General features: G+C 67.3%; 15 protein-coding genes. 13 read left to right on the forward strand and 2 right to left on the reverse strand.

All coding sequences use genetic code 11. The features are described 5' to 3' along the window. Nucleotides 1-3: 3 nt before the first annotated feature. The 6 genes from DID98_RS07385 (at nt 4) to DID98_RS07410 (ending at nt 7,704) form a co-directional block, all read left to right on the forward strand. Complete coding sequence (locus tag DID98_RS07385) at nt 4-885, forward strand: molecular chaperone (protein WP_124570459.1); 882 nt, start codon at nt 4-6, stop codon at nt 883-885. Beyond that, entirely contained in the window at nt 882-3,878 is a 2,997-nt protein-coding gene (locus DID98_RS07390; protein WP_124570460.1) for a GLUG motif-containing protein, read from the forward strand. Before DID98_RS07385 ends, DID98_RS07390 begins: the two co-directional genes overlap by 4 nt. 67 nt (nt 3,879-3,945) lie before the next feature. Beyond that, on the forward strand, nt 3,946-5,127 hold the full coding sequence (locus tag DID98_RS07395; RefSeq protein WP_124570461.1) for a fimbrial protein: 1,182 nt from the start codon (nt 3,946-3,948) through the stop codon (nt 5,125-5,127). 207 nt (nt 5,128-5,334) lie between these two features. Continuing rightward, complete coding sequence (locus DID98_RS07400) at nt 5,335-6,150, forward strand: ABC transporter substrate-binding protein (protein WP_124570462.1); 816 nt, start codon at nt 5,335-5,337, stop codon at nt 6,148-6,150. Between the two features lie 103 nt (nt 6,151-6,253). Continuing rightward, nucleotides 6,254-6,976: an amino acid ABC transporter permease gene (locus DID98_RS07405; RefSeq protein WP_124522206.1), complete on the forward strand. Its 723-nt coding sequence runs from the start codon at nt 6,254-6,256 to the stop codon at nt 6,974-6,976. A gap of 2 nt (nt 6,977-6,978) precedes the next feature. Further along, entirely contained in the window at nt 6,979-7,704 is a 726-nt protein-coding gene (locus DID98_RS07410) for an amino acid ABC transporter permease (RefSeq protein ID WP_044843594.1), read from the forward strand. A gap of 165 nt (nt 7,705-7,869) precedes the next feature. Here DID98_RS07410 and DID98_RS07415 read toward each other — a convergent pair whose 3' ends face one another. Both DID98_RS07415 and DID98_RS07420 read right to left on the reverse strand, forming a co-directional pair. After that, on the reverse strand, nt 7,870-9,147 hold the full coding sequence (locus DID98_RS07415) for a M23 family metallopeptidase (protein ID WP_124570463.1): 1,278 nt from the start codon (nt 9,145-9,147) through the stop codon (nt 7,870-7,872). A 331-nt stretch (nt 9,148-9,478) separates the two neighbouring features. After that, nucleotides 9,479-10,126, reverse strand: coding sequence for a TetR family transcriptional regulator (locus DID98_RS07420; protein ID WP_124485531.1), 648 nt, complete (start codon nt 10,124-10,126; stop codon nt 9,479-9,481). 151 nt (nt 10,127-10,277) lie between these two features. Between DID98_RS07420 and DID98_RS07425 the strand changes: the two genes are divergently transcribed. From DID98_RS07425 to DID98_RS07455, 7 genes are all read left to right on the forward strand, one after another. After that, nucleotides 10,278-11,480, forward strand: coding sequence for a MexX/AxyX family multidrug efflux RND transporter periplasmic adaptor subunit (locus DID98_RS07425; protein ID WP_124570464.1), 1,203 nt, complete (start codon nt 10,278-10,280; stop codon nt 11,478-11,480). Between the two features lie 19 nt (nt 11,481-11,499). Next, nucleotides 11,500-14,637, forward strand: a complete 3,138-nt coding sequence (locus DID98_RS07430; RefSeq protein WP_124570465.1) for a multidrug efflux RND transporter permease subunit — start codon at nt 11,500-11,502, stop codon at nt 14,635-14,637. Further along, the gene (locus DID98_RS07435; RefSeq protein WP_124570466.1) at nt 14,634-16,097 is read left to right on the forward strand and encodes an efflux transporter outer membrane subunit; all 1,464 of its coding nucleotides are present in this window, start codon (nt 14,634-14,636) and stop codon (nt 16,095-16,097) included. The genes DID98_RS07430 and DID98_RS07435 overlap by 4 nt, the downstream gene beginning before the upstream one ends. Nucleotides 16,098-16,960: 863 nt before the next feature. Beyond that, nucleotides 16,961-17,473 (forward strand): fimbrial protein, encoded by a 513-nt coding sequence (locus tag DID98_RS07440; RefSeq protein WP_044843588.1) that lies wholly within the window; start codon nt 16,961-16,963, stop codon nt 17,471-17,473. A 118-nt stretch (nt 17,474-17,591) separates the two neighbouring features. Further along, the gene (locus DID98_RS07445; protein ID WP_124570552.1) at nt 17,592-20,045 is read left to right on the forward strand and encodes a fimbria/pilus outer membrane usher protein; all 2,454 of its coding nucleotides are present in this window, start codon (nt 17,592-17,594) and stop codon (nt 20,043-20,045) included. 16 nt (nt 20,046-20,061) lie between these two features. Beyond that, entirely contained in the window at nt 20,062-20,808 is a 747-nt protein-coding gene (locus DID98_RS07450) for a molecular chaperone (RefSeq protein ID WP_124485527.1), read from the forward strand. After that, on the forward strand, nt 20,805-21,827 hold the full coding sequence (locus DID98_RS07455) for a fimbrial protein (protein WP_124570553.1): 1,023 nt from the start codon (nt 20,805-20,807) through the stop codon (nt 21,825-21,827). The genes DID98_RS07450 and DID98_RS07455 overlap by 4 nt, the downstream gene beginning before the upstream one ends. Nucleotides 21,828-22,018: the final 191 nt, after the last annotated feature.

The raw sequence follows: 22,018 nt of genomic DNA on the forward strand, positions 1-22,018 counted from the left end.
CCGATGCAGCGCGCCGTCTTTCCTGTCGACGCTGTCATCCGCATCGCGCGATGCCGCTCACGCGGGCGGGCCGGCACCGTTCGCTTCGTGTGCGTGGCGGTGTTGGCATGCGTGGCGAGCATCGCGACGGTTCGGTGCGAGGCGGCGCTTTCCGTGATCGGAACCCGCTTCGTTTATCCGGGCGACGCGCGTTCGCTCGCGATACTCGCGCGCAACGGCGGGCCGGCACCCATCCTCGTGCAGGCCTGGCTGGACGATGGCGACGCGAACGCCGACCCGAGCCGCCTGCGTGTGCCGTTCGTCGTCGCGCCACCGCTCGCGAGACTCGATCCGGCGCAGCCGTTGTCGATCCGCGTGCAGTCCATCGGCGGCGATCTCGCACCGGATCGGGAATCGTGCTTCTGGATCAACCTGCTCGAAGTACCGCCGGCCGCGTCGGCGGGCGATCACATGCTGCGCATCGCGTACCGGCTCAGGATGAAGCTGCTGTATCGGCCGGCGGGTCTCGAGGGGGACTCCGAACACGCACCGAACCGGCTCGCCTGGACGCAGGGCGGCACGAAGGCGGCCTCGTCGATCGTCGCGATCAACCCCACCCCGTATTACGTGACCCTCACGCGCGTGACGTTGGATGGCGAATCCATCGGGCTTGCGAACGGCGCGGTGGATGTCGCGCCGTTCGGTCGCGCCGAGATCCCGGTCGGTGCGCAGGCCGCCGCGCATCCGGGCGAGGTCGTGTTCGACGCCGTCGACGACAGCGGCGCATCGCACGAATACCGGGCGCGGCTCGCCGCCGCAGTGGGCGCCGGTACGTCAACGCTTGCAGTACCCGTCCTGCCGGGGGCATCGGCAGGGATTCAACTACTACAAGGAAAACGAAAGTGAACAGGACATACGCTTTGGTATGGAGCGCCGGGCAGGGCGCTTGGCAGGTGGCCGGCGAGCGGGCACGCCGGCGCGGCAAGTCCGCGGTGCGCAGGCACGTCGTCGCGTTGCTGGCACTGCTCGCGGGCGGCACGCTGGCGCCCGTGTATGCGCTGCCGGTGGGCGAGACGATCTTGTCCGGGAAGGCGGACATCCTTCGCTACGACAACGGTCAGCAGATGTCGATCAACCAGCATAGCGACAAACTGGTGACGAACTGGCGGTCGTTCAACATCGACAAAGGGCAGCGCGTCACGTTCAACCAGCCGTCCGTGACGTCGATCGCGCTGAACCGGGTCGTCGGGCAGGACGCCAGCGCGATCCTGGGCAACATCGACGCGAACGGCCGCGTGTTCCTCGTCAATCCGAACGGCATCCTGTTCGGCAAGGGGGCGCAGGTCGACGTGGGCGGGCTGGTTGCGACGACGCTGGAAATCAAGAACGACGACTTCGAGGCCGGCCGCTACCGGTTTGCAGGCTCATCGTCAAGCGAGGTGGTGAACGCCGGCAATCTCGTCGCGGGCGAAGGCGGCGCGATCGCGTTGCTCGGCGCGAAAGTGACGAACCGCGGTATCGTCCAGGCGCAGATGGGCACCGTCGCGCTGGGTGCGGGCAGCGACGTCACGTTGAATTTCGACGGTGGCAAGCTGCTCGGCGTGCAGATCGACAAGGGCATACTCGCAGCGCTGGTGAGCAACGAGCAGCTACTGAAGGCCGACGGCGGGCAGGTGCTGATGAGCGCGAAGACGGCCGATGCGGTGCTGAACACGGTGGTCAACAACCAGGGCACCATCGAGGCGAAGACGCTCAGGAACAAGGCCGGCCGGATCACGCTGGACGGTTACGATGCAGGCATCGTCAACGTCGCGGGCATCCTGAACGCCAGCGCGGCGACGCCGGGCAACGGCGGCACGATCGAGACGCGGGGCGCCGACGTGAAGGTGGCGCTCGGTGCGATGGTCGATACCCGTGCGACCAACGGGTATGGCGGTACCTGGCGCATCGCGTCGTCCGAGCTGAAGGTCAAGGCTGGCGCGAACCAGCCGGGTACGATCGTGGCCGACACGTTGGCCCGCAACCTTGCGACCACCCATGTCGAACTCGTCGCCGAACGCGGCACGCTGTCGGTCGACGGGCCGGTGACCTGGGCCAGCGGCAACCGGCTGGGTCTTGCCAGCAAGCAGGGCAACGTCGCGATCAACGGCGCGTTGCGAGCCACGGGCGCGAACGCGCGCCTCGACATCGCATCCGGGCAGGGCGTGCAGATCGCGGCGCCGATTTCGCTGACGGGCGCGAATGCGCTGTTCACGCTGGACCATGTCGGCGGGTATTCGCTCGCCAACGGCGCGGCCGTGACGTTGTCGGGGCTCGGCGCGGGCTTCGAGTCGAATGGCCAGCGCTACACCGTGATCCAGACGCTCGGCCAGTTGCAGGCGGCCGGCTCGAACCTCGGCGGGCTGTACGTGCTCGGCAACGACATTGCCGGCACGTACTACGGCAGCGCGTTCCAGACCATCGGCTCCGGCACGGCGTTCTACGGTACGTTCGATGGCCTCGGCAACACGATCAGCAACCTGACCATCTCGAGCAGCGGCCCGTATGCGGGCCTGTTCGGCCGCAACACCGGCACCATCGCCAATCTCAAGCTCAAGTCGCTGCGCGTCAGCGCGGCATCGGGGGTCGGGCCGGTCGCCATCGGCGGGTTGGTCGGCGAAAACGTCGGCAAGATCTCGAACGTGACGGCGACAGGCATGCAGGTGAGCGCGGGTGCCAATCGCAGCAATGCGCTGGGCGGGTTGGCCGGCATCAACCTCGGAGAGATCCGCGATACCTCGTTTGCCGGGTCGGTGACAGGTAACGGCATGTCGTATGCGGTTGGCGGACTGGTCGGCGAGAACGGCACGAATGGACCTGACAGCGTGCTGGCCGACAGCACGGCGAACGCGACCGTATCCGGCGGCGCGTCGAACCAGGCATCGATCGGCGGGCTCGTCGGCGTCAACCGGGGCGGCAGGATTCTCCGCTCATCGAGCCTCGGTTCCACGTCGGGAGCGAATCTTGCCGGCGTGAACGTCGGCGGGCTCGTGGGTGCGAACCTGCTCGGCGAGATCGACGGCGGATCGGCGTCGGGACGCGTGACCGGGGGATCGAGCGGCATGGCGGGCGGGCTCGTCGGGATCAATACCGGCACCGTTACCGATTCGATCGCCTCCGGCGTCGTCGACGGCCGATACGCACAGGGAACCGGCGGCTTCGTCGGGCTGAACCAGGGCATCGTGCGCAACAGCAAGGCGCTGGGCGCGGTGTCGAGCGCGTCGACCGGTGCGACGGGCGGTTTCGTCGGCATCAACGTGGGCATCGACTCGCTCATCGACATGGCGGAAGCGCATGGCGCGGTCTCGGGCGGGCAAGGCACCAACGGCGGTTTCGTCGGCAGTCACTTCGGCGGCCGGATTTCCCACGCGGTTGCGCGCGGCAAGACGACCGGCGGCAATTACAGCAAGACGGGCGGTTTTGTCGGCAGCAACGGGGCCGAACTGATGGACGTCGACGCGAGCGGCGACGTGTCGGCCGGAAGCTGGGCGTCGGTGGGCGGCTTCGCCGGCACCAACCTGTCGTCGGGCACGATTGCGACGGCGCAGGCGACCGGCAAGGTCCAGGGCGGCTCGTCGAGCACGGTCGGCGGGTTCGCGGGTGAAAACCTGGGCACGATGATCGACGTGTCCGCGTCGGGCGCGATCTGGGCCGGCTGCTATGCGACGCTCGGCGGTCTCGTGGGCCTGAACACGGGGCTGGTCGAGCGTTCGGCCGCCAGCGGCCGGATCAACGGATCGTCGGGTCAGACCTTCGGCGGTCTGGTGGGCATCAACCGGGGCACGTTCCGCAACAGCGGGACGTCGGGCGACGCGGCGCTGCAAAAGATCGCGGGGCTCAACCTCGGCGTGATCGAGTAATGCAGCCGGCGGCGGGCACGCACGCTGCCGGCGTGCGGCGCTCGCCGCCCAGTCAGTGAGAGACATCATGACAAGGATTCAGTGGCGCGGGCTCGGGCGAACAGCTCGGCGGATACTTCGGTTGGCGGTGGCCGGGTGCGCGGCGTCTGCCTGGGTAGCGCATGCCGCGGCGCCCGGCGCCTCAACGGCGCTCGATTGCACATTCAGCAACGTCGAGGCGACGCCGTGGCGACTCGTCACGCCGTTGACGAGCGCGACGCCGGTCGGCTCGGTCCTGTACCAACGTACCGTTTCGTTGTTCGTTTCGTTCAACCACGGCGGCCCGGGCGCCGACGGCGCGCACGAACTGGTGAACGCCGGGCACTGGATGCCGGGCACCATGATTGCAGACGGTGTCGCGCAAACGAATGTCGACGGTATCGGCTTCAAGTGGGCTGGCGTATCCGGTGATGGCGTCGAACGAACGTTGCAGCAGAGTGGTTCTCCGATGGCCGTCGGGAAAACCGAAGTCATCGATCCGGCGGGTGGTGGAACCAAGGGCGATGTCCAGATCATGCGTTACCGGCAGTTCCTGGTACTCGGCAAGCCTGCGTCACAGTTGCCGGAAGGCAAGCTGGTCGTCCGGAATTTGCCGGGCAACCCGACCGTCGCGATCTATGCGGTCGATCTCCCGAAAGGCGCCGTATCGATCGGCGGCGACGTGACGGTGCCGGAACAGACCATCCCCCCCAATCGATGCAAGCAGAGGCGCACCTTTGTCGGCGTCGGCAACATCTGCATCGGCAGTGAATGCCAGATCACGGTGCCGAATCGCTGCGAGATCCAGTCGAACATGATCGTGCCGGTGACGCTCGGCAATTTCTCGATCAGCAATTTCCCCAGCCTGCACGCGACGTCGAAGCCCGTCGATTTCGATATCACGCTCAGTCAGTGCGCTGCCGCGGCGAAACCGTCGATCAGCTTCCGCGACAAGGCGGCCAAGCCTAACGCGGACCGCACGCTGCTGCAGTTGAGCGCACCGGCCAGTCAGAGGGTCGCGCAAGGTTTCAACATCGTGATGACGAACGCGCTGACCGGCGAGCGGATAGCCTACGACGAACCGGGCGCGGCCACCCAGTATCCGATGCGGCGCACCGGAGATATCGCCGTGATGTCGCTGCGCGCCCAGTACATCCGCACCGGCACGGATAGCGAACTGGCGCCCGGTTACGCCGGTGGCGGTGCGGAGTTTTCGTTTACGTTTCCATGAAAGTGCGCATGGCATCACGCATCGCGGTGATGCGCGCGCGCCATGCCTCATCACGAAACCCGCAGAGCAAAGCACCATTTGTTGGTTCGGAATCGCCGCACGCGCTGATACGTTAGCGGCTTCGCGACGACACACAGCGTCGCGATGTTCCTCGAACCGGCCGCCGCGCGATCCGCGCCGGCCTTCATAACAAATCAGGTCGTGCTCATGAAACTCCACACTCTCGCTACGTGGCTCGTCGGGGCCGCACTCGTCACGGCCGGCACGGTCGCGCACGCGGACCGCCTCGACGACATCAGGAAGGCCGGCGTGCTGCGCGTCGCGACCTTCGACAGCAATCCGCCGTTCGGCTATGTCGACGGCAAGAGCAATCACATCGTCGGCCTCGACGTCGACTATGCGAAGGCGCTGGCCGACAAGCTCGGCGTGAAGCTGCAGCTGCAGCCGACCAATCCCGCGAACCGCATTCCGTTCCTGACCTCCGGCAAGGTCGACCTGGTGCTCGCGAACTTCACGATCACCGAGGAGCGCGCGAAGCAGGTCGACTTCAGCATCCCGTATTTCTCGTCGGGCCAGCAGTTTCTCGCGAAGAAGGGCGTGCTGAAATCGGCCGACCAGCTGAACGGCTTGCGCGTCGGCGCGGACAAGGGCACGACGAACGAGATCACGCTGCGCGAGAAATTCCCGAAGGCGACGATCGTCGCGTACGACGACACGCCGTTCGCATTCGCCGCGCTGCGCGCCGGCAACGTGCAGGCGATCACGCAGGACGGGCCGAAGCTGATCGGCCTGCTCGCGAACGTGCCCGACAGGCAGAACTACGAGATCCCGGCATTCACGATCTCCAACGACTACATGGGCGTCGGCGTGCCGAAGGGCGAGACGCGCCTGCTCGGCTTCGTCAACGACACGCTCAAGGGGCTCGAGGCGAATGGCCGCGCGGGCCAGATCTACGACGCGTGGTTCGGTCCGACGACGAAGACGCCGCTCACGCGCATCTTCCGCATCGGCGACAAGACCTGAGTCGCATGCAGGACGCGCCGCGCTCCGCCATCGGTCGTGCCGGTGCGTGGGGATCGCGGCGTTTTTCGTTTCTCTTGATCGCTTGCTTCGCGCCCGCACCACCATGCTCGGCTTGGCTCCCAAATATCTGTCCTGGCTCTGGCAGGGCTTCCTGCTGACGCTCGGCCTCGCGGCCGCGTCGGCGCTCGCCGCGACGGTCGGCGGACTGCTGCTCGCCGTCATGCGGCATGCGCGCGGAACGGCGCCGCGCACGCTCGCGGCCGGCTATGTCGTCGCGTTCCGCAACACGCCGTTGCTCGTGCAGTTGCTGTTCTGGTATTTCGGCGTCGCGTCGTTGCTGCCCGACACATGGGTCGCATGGCTGAACGCGCGCCATCAGCTGAGCGCGGGCCCGTTCACGCTCGCATGGCCGTCGTTCGAGTTCGTCGCGGGCTGGTTCGGGTTGAGCGCGTACACGGCCGCGTTCGTCGCCGAGGAATGCGAAGCCGGGCTGCGCGGCGTGCGCCGTGCGCAGCATGATGCGGCCGCGGCGCTCGGCCTCACGCCGATGCAGTCGCTGCGCTACGTCGTGCTGCCGCAGGCCGTGCGCATCGCGCTGCCGCCGTTGTTCGGCCAATACATGAATCTCGTGAAGAACTCGTCGCTCGCGATGGCGATCGGTGTCGCCGAGCTGTCGTACGCGTCGCGGCAGGTCGAGACGGAGACGTTCAAGACCTTTGCCGCCTTCGGTGTCGCGACCGTGCTGTACGTCGCCGCGGTGGCCGCGATCGAGGCCGGTGCCTACGCGGCCACGCAATGGCGCGACCGGCTCGGGGCGGGGCGTTGACGATGGATCTCTCGCTGCTGCTCGACAACCTGCCGTACCTGCTCGTCGGCGCATTCCCGGATGGCCCGCTCGGCGGCGCCGCGCTGTCGCTCGTGCTGGCGATCGCGTCGGCCATCGCATCGGCGGTGCTGGGCGTGGCGCTCGGTGTCGCGATGGCGCTCGCGCGCGGCCCGCTGCGCGTGCTGCTGCTCGCGTTCATCGGCTTCTTTCGCGCGATTCCGGTGCTGATGCTGATCTTCTGGACGTACTTCCTGATGCCGATGCTGCTGCACATGGACGTGCCGGGGCTCGCGACGGTCGTGTGCGCGCTGGCGCTGATCGGCGGCGCGTATCTCGCGCATGCGGTGCATGCGGGCATCGTCGCGGCCGGCGACGGGCAGTGGCAGGCGGGGCTGTCGCTCGGACTCACGCGCTGGCAGACCGTGCGCTACGTGCTGCTGCCGCAGGCGATCCGGATCATGACGCCGTCGTTCGTCAACCAGTGGGTCGCGCTCGTGAAGGACACGTCGCTCGCGTATATCGTCGGCGTGCCGGAACTGTCGTTCGTCGCGACGCAGGTGAACAACCGGCTGATGGTGTATCCGGCGCCGATCTTCCTGTTCGTCGCGGCGATTTATCTGGTGCTGTGCACGTCGCTCGACGGTGCGGCGCGCTGGTTGCTGTCGCGTCGTCCTCGCGCGGAGCGCATCGCGCGGGCTGCGGCTGAACGCACGGAACCGGTGCGGTGACGGCGTGCGCGCCGCGTGCGATGCATGCGGCGCGTTTCCGGTGATGAAGGTGAGAGCGTGCGGCTATCCGCAGCGGGCCGCGTCGTCGCCGAGCGAGCGGCGACGGGCGTGAAGGTGCTTCAGAACTTCGGTGCTTGAGAACTTCAGCACTTCAGCGCGTCAGCGTCAGGACGCGCTGTAGTGCGTATCGAACACCGAACGCAGCGTCGACGGACCGGTCGCGAAGTCGCCCCACAGCGGGCCGTCGCTCTGCGCAAATGCAAACGGCGTCGTACTGATCGACGCGAGGCGGAAGCGCCATTGCGCCGCTTCCTGGCGGAACGCAGTGAGCTGCATGTCGGACAGCCCCGTCTGCGCGCTCGCGAGCGTGACGAGCGGATCGACCGGGTCGTTCGCGACGTGCACTTCGAAATGCAGGTGCGGACCGGTGGCCGCGCCAGTCATCCCGACCGAGCCGATGCGCTGGCCCTGCCTGACGGTTTCGCCGGTCTTCAGCCCGCGCGCGAACGCGGACAAATGCGCGTAGTAGGTCGAATAACCGTCGGCGTGATCGACGATCACGTAGTGGCCGTAGCCGCCCGGATCGGTGCCGACGAACGACACGACGCCGTCGGCCGCCGCATTGACGGGCGTGCCTGACGGCGCGGCGAGATCGACGCCGGTATGGAATGCCATCGCCTGCGACAGCGGGTGGACGCGCTCGCCGAAGAACGAGCTGATGCGCGTCCATTTGACCGGCATCGTGAACGCGGCCGCTTCGAGCGGCGCGCCGTCGAGCGTGTAGTACGCGCCGTGGTCGGCGCCCGGCGCGCGGAACCAGATCGCACCGAACGTGCGGCCCGCGACGCGCAGCTCGAGCGCGGTGAGGTGCGGCGTGCCGTTGTTGGTGTCGTACGCGATGCGGTAGTAGTCGCCGCGCTGCGCGCCGGCACGCAGCGCGACCTTGCCGGTGACGAGATCGCCGAGCTGGATGCGCACTTCGGGCGGCACGTCGAGACGGTTCAGCGTATCGGACAGCGTGAGTTCGATGTCGCCCGCGCGCATCCCGTGCTGCTGCTCGGGCGGCGCGAGCTGGAACAGGCTCGTATAGCCGAGCATGTCGTTGCGGTGCGCGCTGAGCGGCGCGAACAGGCCCGGCTGCAGGTTGCGGTCGGGGCGTTCGTCGCGTTCGTTGCGCTCGCCGATCGTGCGCGCGAGTTCGCTCGTCACGAAATGCTGCGCGGTGGGAAACGGCGTGTCGGACAGCACGCGCTGCGGCAGCGCGGCCGTGCCCGAGTCGACGGCGCCCGGCAGTTGCGAGACGGCCGGCAGCGCGGCGGCGAGACCGAAGGCGGCGAGGGCGCCGAGCACGGCGGCCGGCACGAGCGCGCGCACGAGGCGCTGCGCGCGCCCGGGCGCGAAAGCATCAGGAATTGCGGCAGGCTTGACCAAAGGTGTCCACATCCAGGAAAAGCGGTTCAAAGAGGTGTGGGCGTGAACCATCGGCGGCAGATCCGTCGGGTGACGACGGGGCGGGCGACGGGCGTGCAACAAAACAGGCCCCGCCAGGGGGCCTGTGTCGTTTCCGTTCGACCCAACTCGCGGGCAGGCCCGCTTCGAACGGCGGCGTGACCTTTCCGGGTCGAACCCGGTTTATCACGAAGACGCTAAAGAAAGATGACAGCGTCAGTCTACCGATGTTCCGCGAAACGTTAAAAATTTTAAAGAGGGTCGGCTCATTCGTTTCGCACTGCGGTAAATCGGGTTAAATCAGCATTTATTGCGCGGCTTTTCGTCAGACAGGAAATTTTTGCGCGCGCACGCGCAGCGCCGCGGATGTCCTGACCGCGTCGAAGCCGGCGTCGAGCATCGCTTCCGCGTCGTTCCACAGATTGCCGCGCAAGCGGTTGGTCCAGATCATCGATGCGAACACGCCTTCGAGCAGCGACACGAGATGGACGGCCGCGAGATGCACGTCGAGATCGGCGGCCAGTTCGCCGGCCGCGATCGCGCGGCGCAGCAGCGCCTTGGTGATGCGCAGCATCTGCAGCTCGAGCAGCATGCGGCGGCGCTGCAACGCGCCGTTCTCCTCGCTCTGCTCGCATTTCGTATAGAGGATCACGAGCACGCGCTGCATCGCGCCCGGCTCGCCGCATTGCCGCAGGTAATGCGATGCCGCGCGGCGCAGCGTGGCGAACGCGGGCAGGCTGTCGACCGCGTCGAACCCTTCCGACGTACGCGCGAATGCGCGGTCGCACATCGCGAGACACACTTCCATCTTGTTGCGGTAATGGCCGTACACGGCGCCCCGCGACATTCCGGCGGCCTCGGCGAGGTCCGCCATCGCGGTTTGCGCGACGCCTTTTTCGAGCAGCACGAGCTCGGCGGCGTCGAGGATCCGGTGCTTGATGGCGAGCGATTCTTCCCGGGTCTTGCGGGCCATGTCGTGAATTTCCTTACAGTTCGCTGTCGTTTTGTTGAGACAGTATGGCGGCCGGATGACGACCACCTGTATTTAATCAGTCGTGACTGATTATAATCGGCCACCCTGAGCCGCCGCATTGTATCGGCGGCGAACGATCCGAGGTCAGCACATGAATAACAAACGCTCCCTGGGGCGCCGCCTGCGGCTGGCGTCGTTCGCGCTCGCGGCCGTGCTGGCCGCGACCGGCTGCGGAAAGGGCGAACCGGACAAGGCGCCGGAGGCCATCCAGGACGCGACGGTCGTGACGGTGCGTCCGACGGCCGTGCCGATGACCGTCGAATTGCCGGGCCGGCTCGACGCATATCGGCAGGCGGAAGTGCGCGCGCGGGTCGCGGGCATCGTCACCGCGCGGACTTACGAGGAAGGCCAGGAAGTGAAGCAGGGCGCGGTGCTGTTCCGCATCGACCCCGCACCGCTGAAGGCCGCGCGCGACGCAGCGAGAGGGGCGCTCGCGAAGGCGCAGGCCGCCGCGCTCGCGGCGAGCGACAAGCGCCGCCGTTACGACGACCTGGTGCGCGACCGCGCAGTCAGCGAGCGCGATCACACCGAGGCCGTCGCGGGCGACACGCAGGCGAAGGCCGACGTCGCGTCCGCGCAGGCCGAGCTCGCCCGCGCGCAACTGCAGCTCGACTATGCGACCGTCACCGCGCCGATTTCGGGCCGCGCCCGGCGCGCGCTCGTGACCGAAGGCGCGCTCGTCGGCCAGGACCAGGCGACGCCGCTCACGACCGTCGAGCAGCTCGACCCGATCTACGTGAATTTCTCGCAGCCGGCGGCCGACGTCGACGCACTGCGCCGCGCGGTGAAGAGCGGGCGCGCGACGGGCATCGCGCAGCACGACGTCACGGTGACGCTGCTGCGCGCCGACGGCACCGCGTATCCGCTGAAGGGCAAGCTGCTGTTCAGCGATCTCGCGGTCGATCCGACCACCGATACCGTCGCGATGCGCGCGCTGTTCCCGAATCCCGAGCGCGAACTGCTGCCGGGCGCGTATGTGCGGATCGCGCTCGACGCGGCCGTCGACCAGCGCGCGATCCTCGTGCCGCGCGATGCGCTGCTGCGCACGGCCGATCGCACGTCGGTGCGCGTGGTCGGCGAGAACGGCAAGGTGAAGGACGTCGAAGTCGCCGCCGACCGGATGAGCGGCCGCGACTGGCGCATCACGCGCGGTCTCGCGGGCGGCGAGCGCGTGATCGTCGACAACGCCGCGCAGTTCGCGCCGGATACCACCGTCAAGCCCGTCGAGCAGGCCTCGCCGACGAAGGCCTCGTCGGCGAAGTCCGCATCACCGGCGGCCGCCCGTCAAACCTGACCGGTTCACATAGACCAACATGGCACGTTTCTTCATCGATCGCCCCGTCTTCGCGTGGGTGATCGCACTCTTCATCATGCTCGGCGGCGTGTTCGCGATTCGCGCGCTGCCCGTCGCGCAGTATCCGGACATCGCGCCGCCCGTCGTCAGCATCTATGCGACGTATCCGGGTGCGTCCGCGCAGGTCGTCGAGGAATCGGTGACCGCGCTGATCGAGCGCGAGATGAACGGCGCGCCGGGGCTGCTGTATACGTCCGCGACGAGCAGCGCCGGGATGGCGTCGCTCTACCTGACGTTCAAGCAGGGCGTCAACGCCGATCTCGCGGCCGTCGAAGTGCAGAACCGGCTGAAGACGGTCGAGGCGCGGCTGCCCGAACCCGTGCGGCGCGACGGCATCCAGGTCGAGAAGGCTGCGGACAACATCCAGCTCGTCGTGTCGCTGACGTCCGACGACGGCCGGATGAGCGACGTGCAGCTCGGCGAATACGCGTCGGCGAACGTCGTGCAGGCGCTGCGCCGCGTCGACGGAGTCGGCCGGGTGCAGTTCTGGGGCGCCGAATACGCGATGCGGATCTGGCCCGACCCGGTGAAGCTGGCCGGGCACGGCCTCACCGCGTCGGACATCGCGTCGGCCGTGCGTGCGCACAACGCGCGCGTGACGGTCGGCGACATCGGCCGCAGCGCGGTGCCGGACAGCGCGCCGATCGCGGCGACGGTGTTCGCCGACGCGCCGCTGAAGACGCCGGCCGACTTCGGCGCGATCGCGCTGCGCACGCAGCCGGACGGCGCCGCGCTCTATCTGCGCGACGTCGCGCGCATCGAATTCGGCGGCAACGACTACAACTATCCGTCGTACGTGAACGGCAAGGTCGCCACGGGCATGGGCATCAAGCTCGCGCCCGGCTCGAACGCGGTGGCCACCGAGCAGCGCGTGCGCGCGGCGATGGACGCGCTGTCCGCCTACTTCCCGCCGGGCGTGAAATACCAGATCCCGTACGAGACGTCGTCGTTCGTGCGCGTGTCGATGAACAAGGTCGTCACGACGCTCGTCGAGGCCGGCGTGCTGGTGTTCCTCGTGATGTTCCTGTTCATGCAGAACCTGCGCGCGACGCTGATCCCCACGCTCGTCGTGCCGGTCGCGCTCGCGGGCACGTTCGGCGTGATGCATGCGGCCGGCTTCTCGATCAACGTGCTGACGATGTTCGGGATGGTGCTCGCGATCGGCATCCTCGTCGACGATGCGATCGTCGTCGTCGAGAACGTCGAGCGACTGATGGTCGAGGAAGGGCTCGGGCCCTACGACGCGACCGTCAAGGCGATGCAGCAGATCAGCGGCGCGATCGTCGGCATCACGGTCGTGCTGACGTCGGTGTTCGTGCCGATGGCGTTCTTCGGCGGCGCGGTGGGCAACATCTACCGGCAGTTCGCGCTGGCGCTCGCGGTCTCGATCGGCTTCTCGGCGTTTCTCGCGCTGTCGCTGACGCCCGCGTTGTGCGCGACGCTGCTCAAGCCGGTATCCGGCGACCATCACGAAAAGCGCGGTTTCTTCGGCTGGTTCAACCGCTTCGTCGCGCGCTCGACGCAGCGCTATGCGACGCGCGTCGGCGCGATGCTGAACAAGCCGCTGCGCTGGCTGGTCGTGTACGGTGCGCTGACCGCGGCGGCCGCGCTGATGCTCACGCAACTGCCGAGCGCGTTCCTGCCCGACGAGGACCAGGGCAACTTCATGGTGATGGTGATCCGGCCGCAGGGCACGCCGCTCGCGGAAACGATGCAGAGCGTGCGCGAGGTCGAATCGTACATTCGTCGCGACGAGCCGGCCGCGTACACGTTCGCGCTCGGCGGCTTCAACCTGTACGGCGAGGGGCCGAACGGCGGGATGATCTTCGTCACGCTGAAGAACTGGAAGGAGCGCAAGGCCGGGCGCGATCACGTGCAGGCGATCGTCGCGCGCATCAACGCGCGCTTCGCGGGCACGGCGAACACCACGGTGTTCGCGATGAACTCGCCGGCGCTGCCCGATCTCGGTTCGACGGGCGGCTTCGACTTCCGGCTGCAGAACCGCGGCGGGCTCGACCATGCGGCGTTCAGCGCCGCGCGCGAGCAACTGCTCGCGGCGGGCGGCAAGGATGCGGCGCTCACCGACCTGATGTTCGCCGGCACGCAGGACGCGCCGCAGCTCAAGCTCGACATCGATCGTGCCAAGGCGTCGGCGCTCGGCGTGTCGATGGACGAGATCAACACGACGCTCGCGGTGATGTTCGGCTCCGACTATATCGGCGACTTCATGCACGGCACGCAGGTGCGCCGCGTGATCGTGCAGGCCGCCGGGCGGCACCGGCTCGATCCGGACGATGTGCAGAAGCTGCGCGTGCGCAACGCGCGCGGCGAGATGGTGCCGCTCGCGGCGTTCGCGACACTGCACTGGACGCTCGGGCCGCCGCAGCTCACGCGCTACAACGGCTATCCGTCGTTCACGATCAACGGCTCGGCCGCGCCGGGCCACAGCAGCGGCGAAGCGATGGCCGCGATCGAGCGGCTCGCCGCGAAACTGCCGGCCGGCATCGGTTACGCGTGGTCGGGGCAGTCGTTCGAGGAGCGGCTGTCGGGCGCACAGGCGCCGATGCTGTTCGCGCTGTCGGTGCTCGTCGTGTTTCTCGCGCTCGCGGCGCTGTACGAGAGCTGGTCGATCCCGTTCGCGGTGATGCTGGTGGTGCCGCTCGGCGTGATCGGCGCGGTGCTCGGCGTCACGCTGCGCGCGATGCCGAACGACATCTACTTCAAGGTGGGGCTGATCGCGACGATCGGGTTGTCCGCGAAGAACGCGATCCTGATCGTCGAAGTCGCGAAGGATCTGGTCGCGCAGCGCATGTCGCTCGTCGACGCGGCGCTCGAGGCCGCGCGCCTGCGGCTGCGGCCGATCGTGATGACGTCGCTCGCATTCGGCGTCGGCGTGCTGCCGCTCGCGTTCGCATCTGGCGCCGCGTCCGGCGCGCAGACGGCGATCGGCACCGGCGTGCTCGGCGGCGTGATCACGGCGACGGTGCTCGCGGTATTCCTCGTCCCGCTGTTTTTCGTGATCGTCGGCCGCCTGTTCGACGTCGGCCCGCGCCGGCGCGGCGGGTCGCGGCCGGCGACGATGGAGGGTGCGCAATGACGTTTCACCTGAAGGCGCACGCGACGCCGCGGGCCCCGGTCGCGCTGGCCGCTGCACTCGCGTTCGCGCTCGCCGGCTGCTCGCTCGCGCCGCGCTACGAGCGGCCGGCGGCGCCGGTGCCGGCCAGCTATGCGCCGGTCGACGGCGGCACGCAGCCGGCGTCGGTCGCGGCGCCTGTCGATGCCGCGCTGCTCGACGACTGGCGCGCATATTTCACCGACCCGGCGCTGCAGGCCTGGATCGACGCGGCGCTCGCGAACAATCGCGACCTGCGGATCGCGGCCGGCCGGCTCGACGAAGCGCGTGCGCTGTACGGCGTGCAGCGCGCGGACCGGATGCCGTCGCTCGACGCGAACCTCGGCTACGAGCGCACGCGCCAGTACGACCCGGTCGTGCGCGAGAGCGCGGTGAGCGGGCTGTATCGCGCCGGCGTGGGTATCAGCGCGTACGAGCTCGACCTGTTCGGCCGCGTGCGCAACCTGTCGGATGCAGCGCTCGCCGAGTATTTCGCGACGGCCGACGCGCAGCGCACGGTGCGCATCGGCGTGATTGCCGAAGTCGCCGGCGCGTACGTTTCCGAACGGTCGTTGCACGCGCAACTGGCGCTGGCGCAGCACACCCTCGACGCGCGCGAGCGCATCGCCGCGCTCACGCAGCGCCGCTATGCGGCCGGCACGAGCGATGCGATCGAGCTGCGCTCGGCCGAGATGCTGGTCGCGTCCGCACGTGCGTCGCAGGCCGCGCTGCAGCGCGAACACGCGCAGTCGGTGCGCGCGCTGCAATTGCTTGCCGGCGATTTCGCGCGCACGGTGCCGGCCGACGGCACCGCGCTCGACGCGCTCGCGATCGCGCCGGTGGCACCCGGCGCGCCGAGCGCGCTGCTCGAGCGGCGGCCGGACATCCGGCAGGCCGAGTCGCGGCTCAAGGCCGCGAACGCGCAGATCGGCGCCGCGCGCGCCGCATTCTTCCCGCGCGTCGCGCTGACGACCGACTACGGCTCGGTCAGCGACGCGTTCTCGAGCCTGTTCGCGGGCGGCACGAGCGTGTGGACGTTCGCGCCGCGCATCACGCTGCCGATCTTCGCGGGCGGCCGCAATCGCGCGAATCTCGACGTCGCGACCGCGCGCAAGCACATCGCGGTCGCCGAATACGAGAAGACCGTGCAGACCGCGTTTCGCGAAGTGGCCGACGCGTTCGCCGCGCGCGACTGGATCGATCGCCAGCTTGCCGCGCAGCAGGACGTGTACGCGGCCGACGGCGCGCGGCTGAAGCTCGCCGAGCGCCGCTATGCGGGCGGCGTCGCGACGTATCTCGAACTGCTCGACGCGCAGCGCAGCACGTACGAGTCGGGACAGGAACTGATCCGGCTCAAGGAACTGAGGCTCGCGAATGCGATTGCGCTGTATCGCGCACTGGGCGGCGGCTGGACGCCGGCGTCAGCCGGGGAGGCCGCCGCGTGATTCGCTAGCCGTGCGGGTGGCGATCGCGCATTGCGATGTGTCGTCGCCACCCCGACCGGTGTGGCGTCCATCCGGCCGTCGGCACCGATCGACGATGAACGCATCCGCGCGTCGTCGTCATCCATATAGTTTCTCCCCGCTGTCGAGCTGAAGCGCGCCTTCAACCCGTCACGCATCCTGGCGACCGATCGCGTCGTCACACGGCCCCGAGCGTGCCGGACTTCCTCCTTTTTCGATTCCATCCAGGGCGCCGAAACGTCGCGTGCGCGTCGTCGCGCAGGTACGCCGAATGTCGAGACGGCGCACGGCATTACATGCGGCTTTTAATCCCGGGTTGACGATTCAATTGATTCTTGTATCGGGAATAATGACGGGTGACGAAATGTCGCGGCAAAACGTTTGTGCGGATTGCGCAATCGTTTGCGCGAGAAATCCACGGCACCGAAAATCAGCTGTTAATTTCCTCTCAGTTGAAAATCGATGAATGCATTCGTTGCGGTCGGGCAACGATGGCAGGATCGGACAGAATTTTGGCATTTTTGATTGGTAATCCGTCGAAGCCATATCCAGCAAGGAGGGGCGGGGAATAAGCGATCCCAAAAAGAAATGTCTTTAATTTTCAGTCGGTTCTGGAAAATCAAAAAGGACTGCGGATGAAAATATCGTGATTGAGAATTTCAAGGAAACAGTGGGTTTGAAAGTACGCAAGGCGAAGATTGTCATTTGCGATTTGACAATGCTTTACAGAATTCTTTCATTCATATCTCGATAATGCCGCCTCGTGACGGACGGAAGCCAACCACACGCTGCCTTTTGTATCCGCCACGTCGTCCATTCCCTTTGCAATTCTCACGGAAAACGTCATGAAAAAATCCCTCCTGGCCGCTGTCGCACTCGCAGCCCTGTCCACCTCGGCCTTCGCAGCCGGCACCGGCACGATCAACTTCACGGGCGAGATCGTCGCGGGCGCGTGCGGTATCGACTCGGGTTCGGTCAACCAGACCGTGAACCTCGGCAAGGTGCCGACCCACACGTTCAAGAAGGCCGGCGACAAGTCGGAGCCGGTCAAGTTCGACATCGTCCTGACCGACTGCGACACCAGCATCTCGAAGAACGCATTCTTCACGTTCACGGGTACGTCGAACGCGGCCCAGCCGAAGCTGCTCGCCACGATCGGCTCGGCAACCAACGTCGGCATCCGCGTACAGGGCGCAACGGGCGAAGACCTCGACAACGGCGTCGAACAGGCCGCTGCAACCCTGCTGCAGAACGGCAACAACACCGTGCGCTTCGCCGCACGCTACGAAGCGACGGCAGCCGACGTGACGCCGGGTACGGCCGACGGCGTCGCGAACTTCACGGTTCGCTACCAGTAAGCGGCCGTCACGGGGGAGGGGTGCGCGCACCCCTTCTCCTGCCTGTTTTCCTGCCCAGTTTTTCTCGGACTTCCGGTAGCACCGCGTGCGAATCAGACATTCCTTCCTTTGCGTCTCCGTGCTGGTGGTCGGCAGCCAGAGCCATGCGACGGAATTCAATTCGTCGTTCCTCGACATCGACGGCTCGAACAACGTCGACCTGTCGCAGTTCGCGCAGGCCGACTTCACGCTGCCGGGCGAATACATGCTCGACGTGCAGGTCAACGACCTGTTCTACGGGCTGCAGGCGATCCAGTTCATCGCGCTCGACCCGTCCGGTGCAGGCAAGCCGTGCCTGCCTCCGGAACTCGTCGCGCAATTCGGGCTGAAGCCGTCGCTCGCGAAGGACCTGCCGCGCTTCCAGGGCGGTCGCTGCGTCGATCTCGGCGCGATCGAGGGCGCCACCGTGCGTTACCTGAAGAGCGACGGTCGGCTCAAGATCACGATTCCGCAGGCCGCGCTCGAATTCACCGATTCGAACTACCTGCCGCCGGAGCGCTGGTCCGAAGGGATTCCGGGCGCGATGCTCGACTATCGCGTGATCGCGAACACGAACCGCAACTTCGGTTCGGGCGGCGAGCAGACGAATTCGATCCAGGCCTACGGAACGATCGGCGCGAACTGGGACGCGTGGCGCTTTCGCGGCGACTACCAGGCGCAGTCGAACGCGGGCAGCAGCGCGTACGCGGATCGCACGTTCCGCTTCAGCCGGCTTTACGCATTTCGTGCGCTGCCGTCGATCCAGTCGACGGTGACGTTCGGCGACGACTACCTGAGTTCGGACATTTTCGACACGTTCGCGCTGACCGGCGCGTCGATCCGCAGCGACGACCGCATGCTGCCGCCTTCGCTGCGCGGCTATGCGCCGCTGATCGCGGGCGTCGCGCGCACCAACGCGACCGTGACCGTCTCGCAGGCGGGCCGCGTGCTGTACGTGACGCGCGTGTCGCCGGGCGCATTCGCGCTGCAGAACATCAACACGAGCGTGCAGGGCACGCTCGACGTCGCGGTCGAGGAAGAAGACGGCAGCGTGCAGCGCTTCCAGGTGACGACGGCCGCCGTGCCGTTTCTCGCGCGCACCGGACAGCTGCGCTACAAGGCCGCGGTCGGCAAGCCGCGGCAGTTCGGTGGTGCCGGCATCACGCCGTTCTTCGGTTTCGGTGAAGCGGCGTACGGCCTGCCGCTGGATTTCACCGTGTACGGCGGCTTCATCGCCGCGTCGGGCTATACGTCGATCGCGCTCGGTGTCGGCCGCGATTTCGGCACGTTCGGCGCAGTCTCGGCCGACGTCACGCATGCGCGTGCGCGCCTGTGGTGGAACGGCGCGACGCGCAACGGCAACTCGTACCGGATCAACTATTCGAAGCATTTCGACATGCTCGATGCCGACGTGCGCTTTTTCGGCTACCGCTTTTCCGAGCGCGAATACACGAACTTCGCGCAGTTCTCGGGCGACCCGACCGCATACGGCCTCGCCAACAGCAAGCAGCGCTATTCGGCGACGCTGTCGAAGCGCTTCGGCGACACGTCGACCTATTTTTCGTACGACCAGACGACTTACTGGGCGCGCTCGTCCGAGCAGCGCATCGGCCTCACGTTGACGCGTGCGTTCTCGATCGGTGCGCTGCGCAACCTGAACGTCAGCCTGTCGGCGTTCCGTACGCAAAGCGCGGGCACGAGCGGCAACCAGCTCTCGGTGACCGCGACGCTGCCGATCGGCGGTCGTCACACGGTCACGTCGAACCTGACGACGGGCAACGGCAGCACGAGCGCGAACGCAGGCTACATCTACGACGATCCGGACGGCCGCACCTACCAGGTCAACGCGGGCGCGACCGACGGCCGCGCATCGGCGAACGCGAGTTTCCGCCAGCGCACGTCGGCGGTCCAGTTGACCGCACAGGCGTCGACGGTCGCGAACGCGTATGCGGCCGCGTCGCTCGAGGTCGACGGCTCGCTCGTCGCGACGCAGTACGGGCTCGCCGCACACGCGAACGGCAACGCGGGCGATACGCGCCTCCTGGTCTCGACCGACGGCGTGCGCGACGTGCCGCTGTCCGGCACGCTCACGCACACCGACTCGCGCGGCTATGCGGTGCTCGACGGGATCTCGCCGTACAACGTGTACGACGCGACCGTCAACGTCGAGAAGCTGCCGCTCGAGGTGCAGGTATCGAACCCGATCCAGCGCATGGTGCTGACCGACGGCGCGATCGGCTTCGTCAGGTTTTCGGCGGCGCGCGGCAGCAACCTGTACCTGACGCTGACCGACGCGGCCGGCAAGCCGCTGCCGTTCGGCGCATCGGTGCAGGACGCGGCGAACGGCAAGGAGCTCGGCATCGTCGGCGAGGGCGGGGCCGCGTTCCTGACCCAGGTTCAGCCGAAATCCGCGCTCGCGGTGCGCGCGGGCGAACGCACGCTGTGCACGGTGGACGTGCTGCCGAACCAGCTTCAACTCGAAGGCACGCCGATTCCGGTGACGTGCCAGGCATCCGGCGAGCCGCACGCAGCGGCCGCACGGGTCGAACGATGATTTCACGGATCCAGCGATGAACCACGTTTTCTCCCTTTCCTTCCTGCGCCGCGCGTCGTGCATGCTGAGCGCGGCGAGCGCGCTGCTCGCCGGTGTCGCGCACGCGGCGATCGTCCCGGACCGCACCCGCGTGATCTTCAACGAAGGCGAACAGGCCGCGATCGTCACGATCACGAACAAGAGCACGACGTATCCGTATCTCGTGCAGTCGTGGCTCGAGGACGCGAAGGGCAACAAGATCGCGTCGCCGCTGATGGTCGTGCCGCCGCTGCAGCGCATCGAGGCGAACGAGCGCAACGTGCTGCGGATCGCGAAGCTGCCCGGTGCCGCGCTGCCGGCCGATCGCGAATCGGTGTTCTACCTGAACATCCGCGAAGTGCCGCCGAAGTCCGATATACCGAACACGCTGCAGATCGCGCTGCATACGCAGATGAAGCTGTTCTACCGGCCGAAGGCCGTGCAGCCCGCGCGCGACGAGGACTGGACGCTGCCGATGACGCTGCGGGTGGACCCGGCCGCGCACACGCTCGTGTTCGACAACCCGACGCCGTACCACGTGACGGTGGTCGAGGTGACGGCAGGCGCGCAGAAGACGCCGGTGCCGATCGAGCCGGTGATGGTGAGCCCGATGAGCACGGCCGGCGTGCCGTTCAAGGCCGCGACGCCGTCGACGCTGTTCGTCACGCATATCGACGATTACGGCGGCCAGGTGGCGGTCGAATACGCGTGCGATGCCGGTGCGTGCAAGAGCGTGAAGCGATGAGCGGCGGGATGCGCGAACGGCAACGGCCGGCAGCATGGCTGCGCTGGCTCGTGCTTGCGTTGCTGGTCGCGGCGGCGCAGCCGGCGTGGGCGCTGCGATGCCTGACGAACAGCGGCGCGACCTCGCTGACCGAGCCGATCGGCGGCGTGGCGTCGTATCCGACCGACGCGCCGGACGGCTACGTGATCTGGGTGTCGCCGGTCCGCACGACGTCGGGGTATTGCTACAAGGACCTCGGCGATGCCGACAGCCTGAAAGTCGTCGACAACATCTATTTCTACGCGAATCCGAATCGCACGAACCCGGCCGCGTGGGGGCTGGAGATCGGCATCCGCTACAAGGGCGTCGACTACTTCGACAAGACGAGCAATCGCAGCGGCGGGGTGTTTACCGGCTATGCGGTGCCGCCGTGCAGCAGGGAAGACTTCGATCACAGGCGTTGCGAGCAGACCCGCATCAGCATCGACTACCAGGTCGTCGTGCGCAAGAAGGGCAACTGGGTCCAGCCGCCGAGCGATATCTACACTGTGTTCCAGTTCGACGGCGAGTTCGGGCTGAATGCATTCGGCACGAGCTTCCAGTACCGCCTGAGCGGCCTGCGCAACCTCAAGCCGACGCCGTGCTTCGTCGACGTGCTCGTGACGCCCGAACCGGGCATCGTCAACTTCGGACAGGTGCAGGCGGTGGGTAACGGCTTCCTGCCCGTGGTGCCGCGCAAGCCGTTCTCGTTGTCGTTGTCCAAGAAGTGCAACGTCGCGGTGCGCGTCGACGGCTATTTCGAAACGAGCTATCCGCTGCAGAACGGCCTGCTGGTGCCGGCGAAGGACAGCAATTTCGGGATCGGCATCGAGGACAGCAAGGGCAACGCGATTCCGTTCAACCAGCAGTTCACGCTCGCGCAGTTTCCGTCGAACGTGATGAATCAAAGCGTGCGGATGGACGCGGTGCTGAAGTCGTTCGGGCCGCCGAAGATCGGGCGGTTCGATGCAACCGCAACGATCCGGCTGTTCATCTACTGACGCGCGCTGCGTGCGCGGCCGGACGCGCCGCGCGCGCCGCGCGCGCCGCAAAGAAGCGCCGGCATGCCGGCGCTTCTTTGCGGCGCTCCCGACGCCGTTCCACACCCACCAGGCGCCGCGGGCCGTTTAGGTGCCATGCCAATTCCTTCCCGCGGAAAGCTTTCCCCACGCCACCGCTGCGCGGCAGCCAT

This window comes from Burkholderia sp. Bp8984, from assembly GCF_003853755.1.
In the GTDB taxonomy this organism is placed as follows: Bacteria; Pseudomonadota; Gammaproteobacteria; order Burkholderiales; family Burkholderiaceae; genus Burkholderia.

Bases quoted from the DNA above. Each gene is read 5' to 3' on its own strand.
- DID98_RS07425 (WP_124570464.1), top strand. From the start codon at position 10,278: ATGAATAACAAACGCTCCCTGGGGCGCCGCCTGCGGCTGGCGTCGTTC.
- DID98_RS07410 (WP_044843594.1), top strand. From the start codon at position 6,979: ATGGATCTCTCGCTGCTGCTCGACAACCTGCCGTACCTGCTCGTCGGC.
- DID98_RS07440 (WP_044843588.1), top strand. From the start codon at position 16,961: ATGAAAAAATCCCTCCTGGCCGCTGTCGCACTCGCAGCCCTGTCCACC.
- DID98_RS07415 (WP_124570463.1), bottom strand. From the start codon at position 9,147: ATGTGGACACCTTTGGTCAAGCCTGCCGCAATTCCTGATGCTTTCGCG.
- DID98_RS07420 (WP_124485531.1), bottom strand. From the start codon at position 10,126: ATGGCCCGCAAGACCCGGGAAGAATCGCTCGCCATCAAGCACCGGATC.
- DID98_RS07405 (WP_124522206.1), top strand. From the start codon at position 6,254: ATGCTCGGCTTGGCTCCCAAATATCTGTCCTGGCTCTGGCAGGGCTTC.
- DID98_RS07395 (WP_124570461.1), top strand. From the start codon at position 3,946: ATGACAAGGATTCAGTGGCGCGGGCTCGGGCGAACAGCTCGGCGGATA.
- DID98_RS07435 (WP_124570466.1), top strand. From the start codon at position 14,634: ATGACGTTTCACCTGAAGGCGCACGCGACGCCGCGGGCCCCGGTCGCG.
- DID98_RS07455 (WP_124570553.1), top strand. From the start codon at position 20,805: ATGAGCGGCGGGATGCGCGAACGGCAACGGCCGGCAGCATGGCTGCGC.
- DID98_RS07450 (WP_124485527.1), top strand. From the start codon at position 20,062: ATGAACCACGTTTTCTCCCTTTCCTTCCTGCGCCGCGCGTCGTGCATG.
- DID98_RS07385 (WP_124570459.1), top strand. From the start codon at position 4: ATGCAGCGCGCCGTCTTTCCTGTCGACGCTGTCATCCGCATCGCGCGA.
- DID98_RS07400 (WP_124570462.1), top strand. From the start codon at position 5,335: ATGAAACTCCACACTCTCGCTACGTGGCTCGTCGGGGCCGCACTCGTC.
- DID98_RS07430 (WP_124570465.1), top strand. From the start codon at position 11,500: ATGGCACGTTTCTTCATCGATCGCCCCGTCTTCGCGTGGGTGATCGCA.